General features: G+C 73.6%; 18 protein-coding genes and 1 tRNA gene. 9 read left to right on the forward strand and 10 right to left on the reverse strand.

Going from position 1 to position 17999, the window contains the following annotated elements; genetic code table 11:
- Window positions 1-197: 197 nt before the first annotated feature.
- Window positions 198-1040 carry a sigma-70 family RNA polymerase sigma factor gene (locus tag H9624_RS10380; protein WP_251839825.1) on the reverse strand — a complete coding sequence of 281 codons (843 nt, stop codon included), beginning with the start codon at window positions 1038-1040 and terminating at the stop codon, window positions 198-200.
- Window positions 1041-1438: 398 nt separating this feature from the next.
- Between H9624_RS10380 and flgN (H9624_RS10385) the strand changes: the two genes are divergently transcribed.
- From flgN (H9624_RS10385) to flgN (H9624_RS10405), 5 genes are all read left to right on the forward strand, one after another.
- Window positions 1439-1918 carry a flagellar export chaperone FlgN gene (flgN, locus tag H9624_RS10385; RefSeq protein WP_251839826.1) on the forward strand — a complete coding sequence of 160 codons (480 nt, stop codon included), beginning with the start codon at window positions 1439-1441 and terminating at the stop codon, window positions 1916-1918.
- 10 nt (window positions 1919-1928) lie between these two features.
- Window positions 1929-3350 (forward strand): flagellar hook-associated protein FlgK, encoded by a 1422-nt coding sequence (gene flgK / locus H9624_RS10390; protein ID WP_251839827.1) that lies wholly within the window; start codon window positions 1929-1931, stop codon window positions 3348-3350.
- 4 nt (window positions 3351-3354) lie between these two features.
- On the forward strand, window positions 3355-4305 hold the full coding sequence (gene flgL / locus H9624_RS10395; RefSeq protein WP_251839828.1) for a flagellar hook-associated protein FlgL: 951 nt from the start codon (window positions 3355-3357) through the stop codon (window positions 4303-4305).
- Window positions 4302-4703 carry a flagellar assembly protein FliW gene (locus H9624_RS10400; RefSeq protein ID WP_251839829.1) on the forward strand — a complete coding sequence of 134 codons (402 nt, stop codon included), beginning with the start codon at window positions 4302-4304 and terminating at the stop codon, window positions 4701-4703. Before flgL ends, H9624_RS10400 begins: the two co-directional genes overlap by 4 nt.
- Window positions 4704-4836: 133 nt before the next feature.
- Window positions 4837-5343, forward strand: coding sequence for a flagellar export chaperone FlgN (gene flgN / locus H9624_RS10405; RefSeq protein WP_251839830.1), 507 nt, complete (start codon window positions 4837-4839; stop codon window positions 5341-5343).
- On the opposite strand, the gene H9624_RS10410 is transcribed toward flgN (H9624_RS10405), so the two are convergent.
- Complete coding sequence (locus tag H9624_RS10410; protein ID WP_251839831.1) at window positions 5340-6770, reverse strand: FGGY-family carbohydrate kinase; 1431 nt, start codon at window positions 6768-6770, stop codon at window positions 5340-5342. The genes flgN (H9624_RS10405) and H9624_RS10410 overlap by 4 nt on opposite strands.
- 67 nt (window positions 6771-6837) lie before the next feature.
- On the opposite strand from H9624_RS10410, the gene map reads away from it, so the two are divergent.
- Complete coding sequence (gene map / locus H9624_RS10415) at window positions 6838-7611, forward strand: type I methionyl aminopeptidase (RefSeq protein ID WP_251839832.1); 774 nt, start codon at window positions 6838-6840, stop codon at window positions 7609-7611.
- A gap of 12 nt (window positions 7612-7623) precedes the next feature.
- Here the strand turns inward: map and H9624_RS10420 are convergent, their stop codons facing one another.
- From H9624_RS10420 to H9624_RS10455, 8 genes are all read right to left on the reverse strand, one after another.
- Window positions 7624-8355, reverse strand: a complete 732-nt coding sequence (locus H9624_RS10420) for a glycerophosphodiester phosphodiesterase (RefSeq protein ID WP_251839833.1) — start codon at window positions 8353-8355, stop codon at window positions 7624-7626.
- Window positions 8356-8610: 255 nt separating this feature from the next.
- Window positions 8611-9177 carry a CGNR zinc finger domain-containing protein gene (locus H9624_RS10425; RefSeq protein WP_251839834.1) on the reverse strand — a complete coding sequence of 189 codons (567 nt, stop codon included), beginning with the start codon at window positions 9175-9177 and terminating at the stop codon, window positions 8611-8613.
- Between the two features lie 330 nt (window positions 9178-9507).
- The gene (locus tag H9624_RS10430; RefSeq protein ID WP_251839835.1) at window positions 9508-10203 is read right to left on the reverse strand and encodes a ribonuclease H family protein; all 696 of its coding nucleotides are present in this window, start codon (window positions 10201-10203) and stop codon (window positions 9508-9510) included.
- 27 nt (window positions 10204-10230) lie between these two features.
- A complete protein-coding gene (locus tag H9624_RS10435; protein WP_251839836.1) occupies window positions 10231-10851 on the reverse strand; it encodes a hypothetical protein in 621 nt (206 codons plus the stop codon).
- 147 nt (window positions 10852-10998) lie between these two features.
- Window positions 10999-11071, reverse strand: a tRNA-Thr gene (locus H9624_RS10440).
- A 96-nt stretch (window positions 11072-11167) separates the two neighbouring features.
- Window positions 11168-11938, reverse strand: a complete 771-nt coding sequence (locus H9624_RS10445; protein ID WP_251839837.1) for a DsbA family protein — start codon at window positions 11936-11938, stop codon at window positions 11168-11170.
- 94 nt (window positions 11939-12032) lie between these two features.
- Window positions 12033-12515 (reverse strand): hypothetical protein, encoded by a 483-nt coding sequence (locus tag H9624_RS10450; RefSeq protein WP_251839838.1) that lies wholly within the window; start codon window positions 12513-12515, stop codon window positions 12033-12035.
- Window positions 12516-12581: 66 nt separating this feature from the next.
- Window positions 12582-14285 (reverse strand): serine/threonine-protein kinase, encoded by a 1704-nt coding sequence (locus H9624_RS10455; protein WP_251839839.1) that lies wholly within the window; start codon window positions 14283-14285, stop codon window positions 12582-12584.
- A 106-nt stretch (window positions 14286-14391) separates the two neighbouring features.
- On the opposite strand from H9624_RS10455, the gene H9624_RS10460 reads away from it, so the two are divergent.
- The 3 genes from H9624_RS10460 to H9624_RS10470 all read left to right on the forward strand — a co-directional run bounded on the left by H9624_RS10460 (window position 14392) and on the right by H9624_RS10470 (window position 17975).
- Complete coding sequence (locus H9624_RS10460) at window positions 14392-15813, forward strand: alpha,alpha-trehalose-phosphate synthase (UDP-forming) (RefSeq protein WP_251839840.1); 1422 nt, start codon at window positions 14392-14394, stop codon at window positions 15811-15813.
- Window positions 15810-16667, forward strand: a complete 858-nt coding sequence (otsB, locus tag H9624_RS10465; protein ID WP_251839841.1) for a trehalose-phosphatase — start codon at window positions 15810-15812, stop codon at window positions 16665-16667. Before H9624_RS10460 ends, otsB begins: the two co-directional genes overlap by 4 nt.
- Window positions 16668-16847: 180 nt before the next feature.
- Window positions 16848-17975 (forward strand): ABC transporter ATP-binding protein, encoded by a 1128-nt coding sequence (locus H9624_RS10470; protein ID WP_251839842.1) that lies wholly within the window; start codon window positions 16848-16850, stop codon window positions 17973-17975.
- Window positions 17976-17999 lie beyond the last annotated feature (24 nt).

A 17999-nucleotide genomic window follows, 5' to 3' on the forward strand; every position in this document is an offset into this window, starting at 1 on the left:
TTCATCGCCGACACGTTGTTCTGCACGGACATAGCCATGGTGGTGTTCCTCTTCTTCCTGAAGATCAGTGGATCGACAGCCCGTCCATGGGCAGTCACACACTCCTATCGGTCACCCGCGACCGGTGATGAGAGGTCCCGGAACGCCAGACGCCGGCACCCATGGAGGAAGTGCCGGCGTCGGGGTACCGCTGGGTCTCAGACCGCTTCGCTGATCACCGGTGCGGTCGTCACCTCGATGACGCTGTGGAGCGCCGTCGCACTGGCCCGCTGGGCCACCGCGGCGTAGTAGGCCTGGCGGCGCTTCTCCGCGACGCCGGGCTGCTCGGAGGCCACCGGGGCGAGCTCCGGGTCGAGCGCCGTGTTCATCGCGTCGCGCAGCATCTGCAGGGCCTGGGTCCGCAGCTGGCTGATCCGGGACTGGGTGACTCCCAGCTCGGCGGCGATCTCGACGACCGGGCGCTCCTCGAAGAAGATCCCCTGGACGACGACGCGCAGGTTCTCGGGCAGCTCGCCGACGCCGGCGGTGAGGTAGCGCAGGCGCTCGTCGACGACGATGCGCTCCTCCGGGCTCGGTGCCTTGTCGCTGATGCTGCCGGTGGCGTCGGTGGTGTCGGCGTCGAGGGAGACGACCCGGCGCTGCGCGTCGTCGCGGATGGAGCGGAGCTCGTCGACACCCACGCCCATCGCCTGCGCCAGCTCGTCCTGGCGCGGGGCGCGACCGAGGTCGCCCGTGAGGCGCTCGGTCAGCTCGGCCAGGCGGCGGGCGCGCTGGCGGGTGCCGCGGGAGGCCCAGTCCATGCCGCGCAGCTCGTCGAGGATCGCACCGCGGATACGGGTGGAGGCGTACCGCGCGAACGGGACACCGAGGTCGGCGTTGAAGCCTCGGGCGGCCTGGACCAGCGCCAGGGACCCGGCAGCGGCGAGCTCGTCGCGCTGCACGTGGGTCGGAACCCGTCGAATCATCTCACTCACGTGGTAACCCACGAGCGAAAGATGCTGCTCGATGAGTTCGTCCTGCTCGCGACGCTCAAGCGCCATGGTCCTACCCCCAGGTCGGGACCCGTCGCGACGCGAGCGAGCCCCTGAAGTTGTGATCGTTGGATGTGGTCATCGCTGCCGATCTCGGTGCGAGATTGCCCCGACAGGTGACGACTACTCCGTCAGCATGGTGGTTCCTCCTCCGAAAGTACAAGCCGTTCGGATTGTGATGTGGACCACACAGGATCGACGAATCGCTTGTGCACCAGCGCTTCGACGCAGTAGTGGGTCAGAGGTCCCGCAGGCGCGTTGCGAGCCCCCGCGACCCGCGTGTGGTCCCAACGGAGGAGGAGGGGTCGGAAGGAGGAAGTACGCCTGCACCGCTCACACCCGCCGCTGCGCTGCCGATGGACAGGACCGTGATGGTGAACGCAACGGCCCCGAACGGAGAAGTGACAATGCTCGGCTCCCTCTCCGACCTCCTCTGGCGCGAGCGCGACCTGCTCGAGTCGCTGCGCTACCGGCTGGAGGTCGAGCACCTGCTCCTCGCCGCCGGACGCACCGAGCTGCTGCCGCTGGCCGTCCGAGAGGTCGACGACGTGCTCGCCGACATCCGGACCGCAGAGCTGGCCCGCGCGATCGAGGTCGCCGCGGCCGCCGCCGCGCTCGGCCTGGCCGACGGCGCGAGCCTGCTCGACCTCGCCACCGCGGCCCCCGCCCCGTGGGACGGGATCCTCCTCGAGCACCGGCTCGCCTTCCTCACCCTCACCACCGAGATCGCGACGGTCGCCGAGACGAACCGCGACTTCCTCATGGCCAGCCACCACGCCACGCAGGAGACGCTCATGTCCCTGCACGAGAGCGTCGACGTCTACGACGAGCGCGGCGGCACGTCGCGCGGCATGGCCGACGCCCACCTCGTCGACAAGTCCCTGTGAGAGGTCACCCATGAGCTCCTTCTCCGCACTCAACGGTGCCTTCACCGCCCTCACCGCCCAGCGGGTCGCACTCGAGGTGACCGGACAGAACATCTCCAACGTCAACACCGCCGGCTACACGCGCCAGCGCGCGGGCATGGAGGCCATCTCCGGCACCACCCGCCCGACGATGTTCGCGACCGGCGGCGCCCCCGCCTCCGGTGTCCGCATCACCTCGATCGACCGGCTCGGTGACATCTTCCTCGAGACCAAGCTGCGCACCCAGACCGCCTCCACCGCCCGTCTCGAGGCCGTGGCCGGCACCTGGTCACTCGTCGAGACGACGCTCAAGGAGCCGGGCGAGAACGGCCTCGCGGCCGGGCTGGACACGTTCTTCACGTCGTGGGACGACGTCGCCAACCGGCCCGACGACGCCGCGGCCAGGTCCGTGCTGCTCGGCAACGCGACCGCCCTCGCCTCGTCCATCGCCAACGGCTACCGCGCCGCGGCCAACCAGTGGGACAGCACCCGCGCGCAGGCCGACGCCATGGCCGTGGACGTCAACACCGCCGCCGTGGCCGTCGCCGACCTCAACGGCCGCATCCGCGACGCCCAGGTGTCCGGGGACAACGCCAACGCCCTCATCGACCAGCGCGGGGTGCTGCTCGACGGGCTCGCCGCCATGGTCGGCGGTGAGGTGCGCGAGCGCGCCGACGGGAGCGTCGACGTCATGATCAGCGGCAACGCGCTCGTGCGCGGCGACCGCGCCTACGCCGTCGCCGTCCACGGCAGCACGACTCTCGCGGACCTGAGCTCCGCGGGGACCGAGCCGGCCGAGGGCTGGGGCAGCAAGGAGGGACCGGCCCGCCTCGTGTGGGCCGCGACCGGTAACGCCGCCGTCTCCTCCGGGGGACGCGTCGTCGGCCTGCTCGACTCGATCGCGCCCGACGGGCCCGTCGCCGGTCTCGCCAGGACCTACAACGAGATCGCCACCACGGTGGCGACCGAGGTCAACGCCCTGCACTCCTCCGTGCCCGGCGCCGACGGCACCTCGCGCGACTTCTTCGCCTTCTCCCCCGCCGGCACGCCGCCCGCCCTGTCCCTCACTGTCGCCGTCACCCGCGACCAGGTCGTCACGGGCAACCCCGGCGAGGTCGACGGCACCCTGGCCGCGCGGATCGCCGACCTCGGCGGCGCCCGCGAGCAGTGGGCCAGCGCCGTGACCCAGATCGGCGTGAGCAGCGGGGCGGCCTACCGCCGGGCGCAGGCCGCCGAGAGCACGCGGGCCACCGCCGAGTCGCAGCTGCTCTCGCAGACGGCCGTCGACCTCGACGAGGAGAGCGTCAACCTCGTGATGTACCAGCGTGCCTACGAGGCGTCGGCCCGCGTCATGACGACCATCGACCAGATGCTCGACACCCTGATCAACCGCACCGGCGTGGTGGGAAGGTAGTCCGATGATTGGCCGCGTCACCCAGCAGGGGCTCCAGCGAGCGTCCCTCAACCAGCTCCAGACCAACCTCTCCGAGCTCGCCCGCCTCCAGGAGCGCCTCACCACGGGCAAGGTCATTACCAAGCCCTCCGACGACCCCGCCGGCACCGTCGACGCCATGCGGCTGCGCTCGGACCAGCGGACGACGGCGCAGCACGCGCGCAACGTCGCCGACGGCGACAGCTGGCTCACCACGGTGGACAGCGCCCTCGGGGACGCCCTCACCCAGCTGCGCAAGGCCCGGGACCTCACCGTCCAGGGCGCCAGCACCGGGTCCCAGGGCCCCTCGTCCCGCAGTGCCCTCGCCGGGGAGCTGCGAGCCACCGCGGACGGCCTGCTCGAGGTCGCGAACACGACGTACCTCAACCGCTCCGTCTTCGCCGGCACCTCCACCGAGGCGGCCTACGCGGTGACCGACGCCGGGACCGTCACCTACAGCGGCCGGCCGGGCGCGGAGGTGCTGCGCCAGGTCTCGGACACGACGAAGGTGCGGGTCGACTCCCCCGGCTCGGAGGTCTTCGGCGTCGACGTCGTCGACGCCGACGGCGAGCTGGTCCGCGACCCCGCCACCGGCGAGCCGGTCGGCATGTCCGTGTTCACCCTCCTGCGTGAGGTCGCAGCGAAGGTCGAGGCCGGGGACCCGGACGTCGGCCGGTTCCTCACCGAGATCGACTCGCGCATGAGCGCCTTCCTCGGTGAGGTCGGCAGCGTCGGGACCCGGCACAAGCAGGTCCTCCAGGCGAAGGACGCTCTGGAGACGCGCGAGATCGCGCTGACCAACCAGCTGTCCTCCGTCGAGGACGCCGACCTCGCCAAGACGATCGTCGACCTCCAGCTCCAGGAGGTCGGCTACCAGGCGGCACTCGGGGCCACCTCCCGCGTGCTGCAGCCCAGCCTGTTGGACTTCCTGCGATGAGCGAGGACACCATGACCATGACCATGGCCGTCGAGACCGACGCCGCCCTCCACTTCGTCACCCCGCCGCCGGGGCTGAGCCCGCTCACCGAGTTCACCCTCAGCGCCGTCACCGAGGAGCTGTACTCGCTGCGGGCGGTGGACGCCGAGGGTGTCCGCCTCTTCCTCATCGACCCCCGCCCCTACTTTCCCGGGTACGAGCCCCGCGTGGCGGAGCAAACCCTCGAGGAGCTCGGGACGACGGACCCGGCCGTGCTCGTCGTCGTGCGCCCCGGAGAGGGCGGAGCCCCCACGGCGAACCTCCTCGCGCCGGTGCTCGTCGACCTGACGACCGGTGCCGCGATGCAGACGATCCTCGAGAACAGCGACCAGCCGCTGCGGGCGCCCCTTCCCCGCTGACTCGACCGACGTGGTCCACAAGCCGACGTCGGTGGCGGCGGATACCCTCTAGAACCACCGGAGACCCCCGCCTCCCTGGGCACCGTCCCCCTCCGCACGGACGGTGCTCAGCACGAATCAGAAGGGCGTGACCATGCGCGCGCTTTCCGACTTCCTCTGGCACGAGCGTGACGTGCTCGAGCTCCTGCTGCACCGGCTGGAGACCGAGCGCGCCCTCCTCGAGACGGGCCGCACCAGGCGGCTGCCCCGCGCCGCCCGCGAGATCGACGCGGCGATCGCGCAGCTGCGGACCGCCGAGCTCGGCCGTGCCGCGGAGGCCGCCGCCGCCACCCAGGTGCTCGGCCTGCCCGCCACCGCCTCCCTGCTCACCATCGCCGGGACGGCGCCCGTCCCGTGGGGCGACATCTTCCTGGACCACCGCGCCGCCATGCGCGAGCTCGTCGACCAGATCGTCGCGCTCGCCGACGGGGAGCAGCGCGCCACCCCGGCCGTCGGCGGGACCACCATGGACGCCATGGCCGACGCCGACGCCGAGCTCACCGACGCCGTCGTCGAGCTCGAGCTCGAGCGTCTCGGTCGCGGCGCCGCCGAGAACCGCGGCGGCGTCATGCAGCGCGAGCTGCTCGCGTTCCTGGCCTAGCCGTTCGACGGCCGCCCCGAGGCGGCGGTGACGAACCTGGCGTACAGGGCGTCGTAGACCGGGTCGGGGCCGCTCCCCGCGGCCTGCGAGCCGAGCACGAGGGGCTCGGCCAGCCCGGCGCGGTGGGCGGCGAGCACGGCCGCGCCGACGGCGACCGCCTCCCGCTCCCCCACCACCCGTAGCGGCGCCGGACCGGCCGCCGCCTTGGCGCGGAGCCACGCGGACCCGCCGGCGGTGGCCGAGCCGAGCACCCGCACCTCGCCGCCGGCAGGGTCCGCACCGGCCAGCTCGGCCTGCGCGGTGAGCATCCATCTGGCGTGGAGCGCCAGGCCGTCGAGGACAGCGGCGGTGCGGTCGACGTCGTCGTGCTCCGGCCGCTGACCGACGACGACGGCGTGGGCACGCGGGTCCGGGCGCGGCGCCTGCCGACCGCGCAGGTACGGCAGGAGCAGCGGCACCGCCGCGCTCCGAGGACGCGCGGCAGCGGCGTCGAGGAGCGGGGCGAGCGCGGGGAAGCCGCCGACCTGCTCGGCCCACCACGCGAGGACCGCCCCCGCCGTCGCCGATCCGGCGACGAGCGCCTCGTGCCCGCCCTCGACCGTGCGGACGAGGCTCATGCCCGCCGCAGCCACCGCCGCCGGGACGGGCCGCGCGCCGAGCACGCGCACGACCGACTCGGCCGTGCCGACGGAGTCCGCGACGTCCCCCGGCTCCCGCACCCCGGCCGCCCACGCACCGACGGGGTGGTCGTGCCCGGCGACGATGACGGGCGTGCCCGCGCGCAGCCCCCACACACCGCCCGCCGTGACGTGGGCCGCAACGTCACCGGGTGCGACGACGTCGGGCAGCTGCTCGGGGCGGAGGCCGACGGCGGCGAGGAGCTCGGCGTCGAAGCCGCCCGGGACGAGCTCGCCGGGGGCGGGGAGCCGATAGGCCATCGTGCGGCCGGCGAGGGTGTGGTCGGTGGCGAGCCTGCCCGTGAGGGCGAGCACGACGAGATCGGCGGCACCCGCCCACCGCGCCATCGCCGTCCACCGGTCGGGCTCCTCCGCGCGCAGGTGTGCCCACGTCGCGAGCGGCACCTTGCCGCTGGGCCGCACGCCGGTGGCGGCGAAGAGGGGGGCGGCGCCGTAGGTGGCGGCGAGAGCGGACGCGTGGTCCTGCGCCCGCGAGGGGTCCCAGCGGACGAGGTCGCCCAGGGGGACGCCGTCGCCGTCGAGGGGCACCCCGGTCTCGGCCATCGACGCCACACCCACGGCGGCGACCTCGGTGCCCACCTCACCGACGAGGCGGGCGACGGTCCGCTGGAGCGCGACCCCGCCTGCCGGGGTGGGGGCGGAGGCATGGGCGACGACGGTGGCACGTCCGACGTCGACGACGACGGCCTTGATGTTCGTCGTCCCGATGTCCAGGCCCAGGCTGCGCATGCCCCCATCCTGCCTGCGGCCTCCCACCGCTCCCGCCTCGGCGGCGCACGGGTCGTACGCTGAGGCGGTGATCGAGCTCAAGACCCCCTCCGAGATCGAGGCCATGCGCCCGGCCGGCCGTTTCGTCGCCTCGGTGCTCGAGGAGCTGCGCCGCCGCGCGGCCGTCGGCGTCAACCTCCTCGAGCTCGACGCCCTGGCGCACGAGATGATCCGCACGGCGGGCGCGGAGTCCTGCTACATCGACTACCACCCCTCCTTCGGCGCGCGGCCCTTCGGCTACGTCCTGTGCACCTCGGTGAACGACGCCGTCCTGCACGGCCTGCCCCACGACTACACGCTGCGCGACGGCGACCTCCTGTCGGTCGACTTCGCCGCGAGCGTCGACGGCTGGGTGGCCGACTCCGCCCTCAGCCTCGTGGTCGGCACGCCGCGGCCCGAGGACCTGCGGATCATCGAGGCCACCCAGGTGGCGCTGGAGGCCGGCATCGCGGCCGCCGTCGTCGACAACAAGATCGGGGACATCTCCGCGGCCATCGGGGCCGTCGCCGCCGACTACGGCTACCGCGTCAACGTCCAGTTCGGTGGCCACGGCGTGGGCCGCACGATGCACGGGGAGCCGCACATCGCCAACGACGGCCGGGCCGGGCGCGGCCTGCGGCTGCGCCCGGGGCTCGTCGTCGCGATCGAGCCGTGGTTCATGGCCGGCACCGACGAGCTGGTCACCGACCCCGACGGCTGGACCCTGCGCAGCACCGACGGCTCCCGCGGCGCCCACAGCGAGCACACCATCGCCGTCACCCCCGACGGACCGGTCGTCCTCACCGCCCGCAGCAGCGACTGACCGCGGCGGCGCTCAGGCGGCCGGGGCGGCCGCCCAGGCGAGGAGGTCGGCGGGGCGGTCGGTGATGATCCCGTCCACCCCCAGCTCCCTGGCCGCGGCCCAGTCCTCGGGCTCGTTGAGGGTCCACGGCGTCACCGTGAGGCCCGCGGCCTGCGCCCGGCCGGTCACCTCGGGCCGTGTCCGGAGCAGCGCCCCGTGCGGGTTGCAGGCGCTCGTCTCGAGCCGCCGGCACAGCTCGAGCACCCCGTCGCCCGCCTCCTTGACGAGCAGACCGCGGCGCAGTCCCGGGGCGACGGTCGCGAGCGCCGCCACCGTCGCCGCGGAGAAGCTCTGCGCCAGCACCCGGTCGTCGAGTCCGCGGGAGACGACGGCGTCGGTGACCCGGCGGACGTCGTCGGCGTCCCAGGTGCCCTTGACCTCGAGGAAGAGCTCGACGTCGCCGGCGGCCGCGAGCATGTCGAGCACGTCGGTGAGCACGGGGACGCGCTCGTCCACGAACCGCTCCCCGAACCACGAGCCCGCGTCCAGGGCCGTGACCTCCGCGGCCGGTGCGGCCGCGACGGGCCCCGACCCGTCGGTCGTGCGGTCGAGCGTCTCGTCGTGGATGACGACGGGCACGCGGTCGCGGGTGAGCCGGACGTCGATCTCCACGCCGCCCGCCCCGCACGCCACCGCCGAGGCGATCGCGGCAAGGGTGTTCTCCGGTGCCGCGGAGGAGTTCCCGCGGTGCGCGACGACCCTCACCGGGCGGCCTCCGCGCGGTCACGGTCGACGGCGTGGGTGACCGGTGAGCCGAGGTCGGGCAAGGCCCTCATGCGTGTCTCCGATGTGCGGTCCGGGTGAGCCGCCACCCACGCTACGAGGCCGAGCGCGCCGAGTGGCCGACGTTCAGCAACCCGCCCGCAAGAGTTCACCGACCATTCACCGGGTGCCGCCCGCCGTCACGCGACGGATACAGACCTGCGCCTGGGACGTCGACCGTGCCGCGCACGGGGGTCGTCACCCGGCCCCGGTGGTCCGCTGCTTCCGCACCGCGTACGCGCGCTTCATCTTCACGTGGTTGCCGCAGCCCGCCATCGAGCACCAGCGACGCGCCTGGTTGCGGGAGGCGTCGTAGAAGGCCCACCGGCAGGTGTCACGCGCGCAGACCTTGAGCCTGGGCCAGGTGCCGTCCTGAGCGCTGCGGCGGACGGCGTCGAGGAGACCGGCCAGGGCGTTGTGCCAGGGCTCGGACGTGGCAGCGACGAGCCGGGGGCCGCCGGCGCCGAGCGTGACGCGGACGGGGACGGCGGCCAGCTCACGCTCCAGCTCGTCCAGCGGTCCGCGGTCGACCTCGTGCCCCGCGTGCTCGAGCAGCACCTGCCGCAGGCCCTCCCGGACCGCCACGGCACGCCTGAGGTCCGACGCCGTCACAGCCGCTCCCGGGGGCAGGAGACCGCGACCGTTGAGCCAGGCCGCCAGGCTGTCCGGCGTGACCAGCTGCTCCTCGTCCGTCTGCGGCTCGCGAGTGTTGACGAAGTCGCGCACGAGCCGAGCCGCAGCCGGGACGTCCTGTTCGTCGTCCATGGAAGACACCTCCAGATACACCAGCGTAACCGCTTGACAGGTGTGAGCGATCGGGGTCACTCTGATTACACCAGTGAACAGCGTTTGCTGGTGTACCAGGAGAGGTGATCCGCATGGTCATGACGCAGCGGCCTGCTGCACCAGCGCCACCCGCACCGCCCACACCGCCGGTCCGACCGGCCGGTCCGCCGCCGCCGGACGGCGCACCCCGCCAGGCCCGTGGCCGTCGCTGGCACGTCGAGTTCCTCAGCGCGCTCGAACGGCACTGGGCGACGATGATGCTCTGGCGGTTGTGAGGACCTGCCCCGCCGAGGCTCCGCCGGGGGTCGTTCAGCCCGCGGCGCGGGCCGCCGCGTTGGCGAGCTGGTCGACGATCTCGTTGTACGTGTCTCCGGCGTGGCCCTTGACCCACTCGAGCTCGGTGCGGCCGGTGCGGGCGTCGATGAGCGCGATGATCGTCTGGACGATCTCGAGGTTCTCGGGGACCTTGCCGTCGGCCTTCTTCCACCCGCGTCGCTGCCACCCGCGCCCCCACGTGGTGGCGATGTTGATGACGTACTGGGAGTCGGCGCGGACCAGCAGGTCACCGTCCGGGCCGGCGTGCTCGAGGGCGTAGCGCAGGGCGAGGAGCTCACCGATGTTGTTCGTGCCGTGGCCGAGGCCGCCGGCACCGGTCTCCCCGGTGCGCTGGTTGACCCAGGCCCACCCGGTGGGGCCGGGGTTGCGGATGGCCGAGCCGTCGGTGGCGTAGACGTGGTCGAAGGCGGAGTAGTCCTTGGTGGCCGGCGGGGCTGTCGCTGCAGTCTCCTTGGGGCCGCCGAGGAGGGTGAGGACCTCCGAGGTGGACCAGACGTAGAACTCCGTGCCGTCACGCATGGTCGTCTTCTTCGCCAGGCCCTGGGACACGGCTGACTCGGTGGCCGTCGAGCCGGACTTCAGCCCGAGCTCGGTGAGCCTGGTCCCCACCTGCCGGGCGTCGAGCCCGACCTGCTTGCCCAGCTGTGTCTGTGTCGACCATGCGGCCACGGATGAGTCCCTTCGGTTGGCGGCCCCCTATCCTCCCTCACCCGCGCTCATCAGCTGGATGTCGAAGATCGGCGTGGTCGCCTCGTCGAGGGCGGGAGTGGTGGGGAGACGACGGACGGCGGGGTCGGGGTGCGTGGACTCCGCGTCCACGACCGCGCTCTCCAGGTCCGGGGAGACCCACACCGTGGTGCCCCACTCCATGACGGCGCCGTCCGTCATCGCGACGATCTTGACGTCGACGGGCACCGGCTCCGTCGCTTCGTCATGCTCCTCGCCCAGCACGGGGGCCAGCACCGAGTAGTCCGGCACGATCTGGTAGGCACCCGAGGAGTCCGTCCGGGTGGAGCCGATCGGGGTGAGCGAGAACTCCTCGCCGACCGCCACCTCCTCCATCGCGGAGTCCGTCGGCCAGGCGTAGGCGCCCACCGTCGCACCGGGCACGGGGTGACCGTCCTCGCCGGTGATGACGCCGGCGGCGAGGACCGCCGTCGCGTCGACAGCCGGGTGGTCGCCGGGGAGCGTGAGGGCGGGGGCACTCGGCACCGGTCCGGCTGCCGGCGCGGTGGCCGTCCCGCAGGACGCGACGACCGCCATGGACGCCAACGCCACAGCGAGCGGCGGCAGCGCACTGACGATGCGACGCCTCATAGGGGACCCCCGGGTGCGGCCGGGGCCGAACGTCGGTGTTCGTGATGACCCGGAAGCTTGCCCCGAAGGTAGCGGCGACACCTGCCGCGTCACAATGCGACGAAAGGGGGAACGGGGCGGCTCGGCGATGCCGAGCGTGCCCCTCGGAGCCGCCTGTCGGAATCGAACCGACGACCGTCCGCTTACAAGGCGGGTGCTCTACCAGCTGAGCTAAGGCGGCGCGGGCTGGGACCCGTCCACAGGGGACGAGGACCTGCCCACCGGGGCGGGGCCGCGTGGCCCCGCCCCGAGAAGTTTGCCAGACGTGGCGGCCGGGTCAGGCTGCGGCGTCGGTGACGGCCTGGGCGAGGGCACCCGGCTGCTGCCACCCGGTGAAGGGCTCACCGTCGATGAGGACGGTCGGCGTGCCGCCGATCTCGTCGCGGCGCGCCTGCTCGGTGGCGCCCTGGACCCAGTCGCTGTAGCGGACGTCGTCGAAGGTCTCGATGACCTCCTCCGGCACGCCCACCTCGCGGGCGGCGTCGGCGATCTGCTCGTTGCTCAGCGGAGTGGCGCCGCCCTCGGGCTGAGCGGCGAAGAGCTGGCCGTTGAACTCCCCGAAGTGCTCGGGTGACTGGGTGGCGACCTCGGCGAGGGCGCTGGCACCGCGGACGTTGAAGTCCGAGCCGCTGATGTAGGCGATCGGGTGGTAGTTCACCGTGGCCTCGCCGTTGGCGGCGAGCTCCTCGAGGACGCCCGCGTTGAGGTTCTCGAAGGTCCAGCAGTGGGTGCACAGGTAGTCGAGGTAGACGTCGACGACGGGCGCGCCCTCGCTCACCGAGCCGACGCCGTCGGCACCGAGCTGGATGGCGCCGCTCTCGATGGCGCCCGCGGGCTGGGAGTCGACGCCCTCGAGCGGGTCGGCGTTCCGGGAGTTGACGATGGCGAAGAGCGCGGCGGCGACGATCGCGATGAAGACGACGACTCCGGCGATGACGAGGACGCGGTTGCGCTTCTCGCGGCGCTGCTGGGCCTCGCGCAGCTTGCGGGCCTGCTCGCGCGCGGCGTCGCGGCGCTCCTGCTGCTTGTTCACCTTGGCGTTGGACATGGGATCTCCTGGTGTGGGGTGGGCGCGCTGCGCCCATGGGTCTGGCGGTCCGCCGTGCGGCCGGCGCGCTCGTTCCCGCGGCGGGAGGGGGAGCTCAGGCCGGCAGGGCGGCCGGCGGTCCGCGCAGCAGCGGGACGGCCGCGGGCGTGCGCCACGTGGGCACCGCGAAGGTCCCGACGGCGGCACCCAGGCGGGTGGGCACGACGATCGGCCGCAGGGCCGGCTGCCGGCGCCACGGGGTCAGTCGGGCGAGCCGCGCCAGCGAGCGCCGCACGACGGCGCCCACTCCCCAGCTGCCGGCGAGCACGCCGGCGTGGAGGAGCAGCATCGGCACGGTGAGCAGGACGACGGCGGTGAGCACCTGCTCGCTCTCCCCACCCAGCGCGACGCCCGTCGTCGGGCACTCCGCTGCGGGTCGCAGGAGGGCGAGGTTGACGCCTACGTGCGCGATGCCACCGGGCACGCTCACGCAGCGGGTGACGTGCACCGTGCCGCTGAGCAGCGCCGCGAGCGCAGGCAGCAGCGCGGCCACGGCCATGAGGAGGCCGGGTCGCGCGAGCGGGCGGGTGCGGGGCACCGGGTCAGCGTACGTGTCGCGCCCGCCCCGTGGCGATCATCACGGTGACGATCTCAGGGGCCGGCCTCACGCCGGCTCGGGCAGCGGCGACCAGACCGGCTGCGGCGCGCTGCCGGAGAGCACCAGCCCGGCGAGCACGACGGCGGTCGCGAGCGCCACGAGGACGAGCGCGAGGCGCGCCTGCCGGGGCAGCCCGCCGAGCACCACGCGAGCACCCTCGCGGGCGGACGCCGACGGCGGCGCCGTCCACGCCAGCGCGAGCCCGGCCGCCGCCGCGGCCCACAGGAGAACGGCGGCGGCCTCGTCGCCCGACCCGCTCATCTCGCGCACCACCCACCACCCCCCACCCGCGACGACGACGGCGAGCAGCAGTCCCGGCAGCGCCGCACCGGCCGCCCACAGCAGGTGGACGGGCGCGCCGACCCACGCACGTGCGGCGTCCGAGCGGCGCAGGCCCCGGCGGATCCGGACGGCGCGCAGACGCTGGTTGCCGCGTCCCACCGCACCGAGGATGACGACGAGCGCGGCCACCCCGATCAGCCAGGACCCGGGGGCCAGCACGGCGAGGGCGCTCAGGCCAAGACCGAGGGCCGCCACCGCCCCGCGACGGGGGCGCGGTGGCCGGACCCACTCGGGGGCCTCGAGCGGCGCGGCGCCGCCCCACCCCGGTGCGGGCTGCAGCGGGGCGGACGGTACCGGGAGTGGCTGCTCGTAGGCGGGCGCCGCCTGCCACGGCTGGGTGCCCTGCCACGCGTCGGTGGGCGCGGCCTCCCACGCCGCGGCCGGTGCGGCCCGCCACGGCTCGGCCGGTGCGGCCCGCCACGGCTCGGCCGGTGCGGCCCGCCACGGCTCGGCCGGCGCCGCCTGCCCCGGCCGGTCGGTGACCGGCGGGAGCACCCGGGTCTCCGGTGCCGGTGGCGCGGGCAGCACGGAGGTCCGCGGCACCGTGGCGGGCTCCGGCGCACCGAGCAGCGCCTGCAGGGCCGGCCGGTGCCAGTCGCCGTCGAGGGCGGCGAGCACCTCCTCCGGCGGGAGGCGGCGGGCGGGATCGGGCTCGAGCGCGGCCGCCAGCACCACCGCCAGGTCGGCGGGCAGGCCCTCCGTGTCGACGAGCCCGGTGCTCACGCGGCCCAGCACCGCCTGGATCGTCCCGCGACCGAACGGCGGGCGGCCCGTGGCCGCGAAGGTGAGGACGGCGGCCCACGCCCACCAGTCGCCGTCGGCGCCGGGGTCGGCGCCGGCGAGCACCTCCGGGTCGAGGTAGCCCGGCGTGCCGGTGACCATCCCGGTCTGGGTGAGGCGCACGTCGTCGGCCACCTGGGCGATGCCGAAGTCGATGATGACGGGGCCGTCGGCGGCGAGCATGACGTTGCCGGGCTTGAGGTCGCGGTGGGTGACGCCGGCGGCGTGGATGGAGCGCAGCCCGGCCGCGAGCCCGTGGGCGAGGCCGCCGAGCTCCTCGGCGTCGAGCGGTCCGTGCTCGCGGACGTCGTCCTCGAGGGTGGGGCCGTCGACGAGCTCGGTGACGACGAACGCGGTGACGCCGTCGACCTCCGCGTCCAGCACCCGGGCCACGCCCTGCCCGCGGACGCGGTGGAGGAGCTCGACCTCCCGGCGCAGCCGGTCCCGGGCCGCGGGGTCGGCCGCGATGGACTCGTGGAGAACCTTGACCGCGACCCGGTTGCCGTCGGCGTCGAGCGCCTCGTGCACCGAGCCCATCCCGCCGGCGCCGATGCGCCGCACGAGGTGGTAGCCGTCGATCCCCTGCATGACGACAACCTACCCAGCCCACCGGCCGGCCCCGTCGTCCCCATGCCGCCGTGGGCGGCCCCGGGTAGCCTCGGCAAAAGGATTCCCAAGGAGGACTGAACACCTGATGCCTGCCGGTGAGCACTCGATCGTCGTCGTCGCCAACCGCCTTCCCGTCGACATCACCACGGGTCCCGACGGCTCCGTCGACTGGACGCGCTCCCCCGGTGGCCTCGTCACCGCGCTCGCGCCGGTCATGCGGCAGCACGAGGGAGCCTGGGTGGGCTGGGCGGGCAGCGCCGACCTCTCCCTCGACCCCTTCGACGCCGACGGCATCCGCGTGTGGCCCGTCGCGCTGAGCGAGCAGGAGATCGCCGACTACTACGAGGGCTTCTCCAACGGCACCCTGTGGCCGCTCTACCACGACGTCATCGTGCCGCCGGAGTACCACCGCAAGTGGTGGAACGCCTACGTCGCCGTCAACCGCCGCTTCGCGGCCGCCGCGGCCGAGGCCGTGGCTGAGGGCGGCACCGTGTGGGTCCACGACTACCAGCTCCAGCTCGTGCCCTCCGTGCTGCGGATGCTGCGGCCCGACGTCCGCATCGGCTTCTTCAACCACATCCCCTTCCCGCCGGTCGAGATCTTCGGCCAGCTCCCCTGGCGGCGGCAGGTCGTCGAGGGGCTCCTCGGCGCCGACCTCATCGGCTTCCAGCGCTCCTCGGACGCCTCGAACTTCATGCGCGCGGTGCGGCGCCTCACGCCGCTCACCACGAAGGGCCGGACCGTCACGGTCGGCGCCCGGTGGTCGCGGCCCGAGCGCCAGGTGCGCGCCGGCGCGTTCCCCATCTCCATCGACACCGCCTCCTTCGACGAGCTCGCCCAGAGCGAGCCGGTGCAGCAGCGCGCCGTGGAGATCCGGAAGGAGCTCGGCAGCCCCGACGTCCTCCTCCTCGGTGTGGACCGCCTCGACTACACCAAGGGCATCCGTCACCGGCTCAAGGCCTTCGGCGAGCTCCTCGCCGACGGTCGCGTGACGCCGCCGGAGACGACGCTCGTCCAGATCGCCAGCCCCTCCCGCGAGCGCGTGGACCAGTACCGGCAGCTGCGCGACGAGATCGAGGTGACGGTCGGGCGCATCAACGGCGACTACGGCGTCCTCGGCAAGCCCGCCGTCCACTACATGCACCACTCCTACCCCGCCGAGGAGATGGCCGCCCTCTACCTCGCGGCCGACGTCATGCTCGTCACCTCCCTGCGGGACGGCATGAACCTCGTCGCCAAGGAGTACATCGCCGCCCGCCGCGACCTCGGCGGCGTCCTCGTGCTCAGCGAGTTCACCGGCGCCGCCGACGAGCTCGGTCAGGCGCTGCTCATCAACCCGCACGACGTCGACGGCACCAAGACCGCGATCATGCGGGCCATCGGCATGGAGCCGCGGGAACGACGACGCCGGATGCGCGCCCTGCGCCGCCGGGTCGTCGAGCACGACGTCCAGCGCTGGGCCGAGGACTTCCTCAGCGCCCTGTCCACCGGAAGGAGCGAGGCATGAGCGAGAACCACGACCCGGGCGTCCCCGGCCCGGGGGTCGACGTCCCCCTGTTCGTCCAGCACGTCGAGGAGATCCTCGACCAGGCGCTGCGGGGGCTCGCCGCCCAGCCCTCCATCCTCGTCGCGCTCGACTTCGACGGCGTGCTCGCGCCCCTCGTCGACGACCCCACCGAGTCGCGGATCGTGCCGGCCGCCGTCGAGGCGCTCGCCCGGCTCGACGCGCTGCCCGGCGTCCACGTCGCGCTCATCTCCGGGCGCGAGGCCACCTCGCTCGTCTCCCTCGCCGAGGTCCCCGTCGGCACGCGCATCGTCGGCAGCCACGGCGCCCAGCGCGGGCACGTGGGCCTGTCCCCCAGCCAGCTGCCCGAGCTCGTCACCGAGCCGCTCGCGCTCAGCGACGAGCAGGCCTCGCTCCGCGCCGAGGTCCTCCGCGAGGCCACCGACCTCGCCGGCCGCTACGAGGGCGCCTGGGTCGAGACCAAGCCGGCCTCCGTCGTCGTGCACTCGCGACGGTGCAGCCCCGAGGACGCCGCCGCCCTCGCCGACGCCGTCCTCGCCGGGCCGGCCACCCGCCCCGGGCTGCGCGTGCAGGAGGGCAAGTCCGTCGTCGAGATGGCGGTGGTCGACACGACCAAGGGCGACGCCGTCGCCGAGCTCCGCGCCGACGTCGCCCCCCACGCGGTGCTCTTCGCCGGTGACGACGTCACCGACGAGGACGCCTTCGCCGTCCTCGAGCCGCACGACGTCGGCATCAAGGTGGGCGACGGACCGACCACGGCCGGCTACCGGGTGGCCGACCCGGACGAGATGGCCGCCGTCCTCCTGCGACTCCTGGAGCTGCGCGAGACCGTGTGACGCGCAGCACACCGGGACCTGTGGCCGTGCCGCCCGACACCCCTCCTGTGTCACACTGGCCCCAGCCCAGCCACGGTGGTCCCCGACCTCCGCGGACGGGCCAGTGTCAAGGCAGACACCTGGCACTCTTCACAACGGATCGTCCGGCACGTACCTGCCGGTGAAGGGATGTACACCACCATGGCATCAGTCACGTATGACAACGCCACTCGCGTCTACCCGGGCACGGAGCGCCCGGCCGTCGACGCACTCAACCTCGAGATCGCCGACGGCGAGTTCCTCGTGCTCGTCGGCCCCTCCGGCTGCGGCAAGTCGACCTCGCTGCGCATGCTGGCGGGCCTCGAGGACGTCAACTCCGGCCGGATCCTCATCGGTGACCGCGACGTCACCGACGTCCAGCCCAAGGACCGCGACATCGCGATGGTCTTCCAGAACTACGCGCTGTACCCGCACATGTCCGTGGCCGACAACATGGGCTTCGCGCTGAAGATCGCCGGCAAGCCGAAGGCCGAGATCCGCCAGCGCGTCGAGGAGGCTGCCAAGATCCTCGACCTGTCCGAGTACCTCGACCGCAAGCCCAAGGCCCTGTCCGGTGGTCAGCGTCAGCGTGTGGCCATGGGCCGCGCGATCGTCCGCCAGCCGCAGGTGTTCCTCATGGACGAGCCGCTGTCGAACCTCGACGCCAAGCTCCGCGTGCAGACCCGCACGCAGATCGCCTCGCTGCAGCGCCGCCTGGGCGTCACCACGGTCTACGTCACCCACGACCAGACCGAGGCCCTCACCATGGGTGACCGCATCGCGGTGCTCAAGGACGGCGTCCTCCAGCAGGTCGGCACCCCGCGCGACATGTACGACCGTCCCGCGAACGTCTTCGTCGCCGGCTTCATCGGCTCCCCCGCGATGAACCTCGGCACCTTCCGCATCGAGGACGGCGCCGCCGTGCTCGGTGACGTCCGGATGCCGCTGAGCCGCGAGACCATCAGCGCGCTCGGCAGCGACGAGAAGGGCGAGATCGTCGTCGGCTTCCGTCCCGAGTCCCTGGACCGCGTGTCCGCGGGCACCGAGGGCGCGATCCCGGTGACCGTCGACCTCGTCGAGGAGCTCGGCTCGGACGCCTTCGTCTACGGCCGCCTCGCCGGCTCGCAGGAGCTCGCGTCGCACATCACCTCGGGCGCGGGCGACTCGCAGATCATCGTGCGCATCGACCCGCGTGACGTGCCGATGAAGGGCGACACGATCCACGCCCGCATCCGCGTGGGCGAGCAGCACAACTTCGCCGTGTCCACCGGCGAGCGTCTGCCCGGCTGACGCACCAGCGCATCACAGGGGCGG

The organism is Oceanitalea stevensii, from assembly GCF_014837105.1.
Taxonomy (GTDB): domain Bacteria; phylum Actinomycetota; class Actinomycetes; order Actinomycetales; family Actinomycetaceae; genus Oceanitalea; species Oceanitalea stevensii.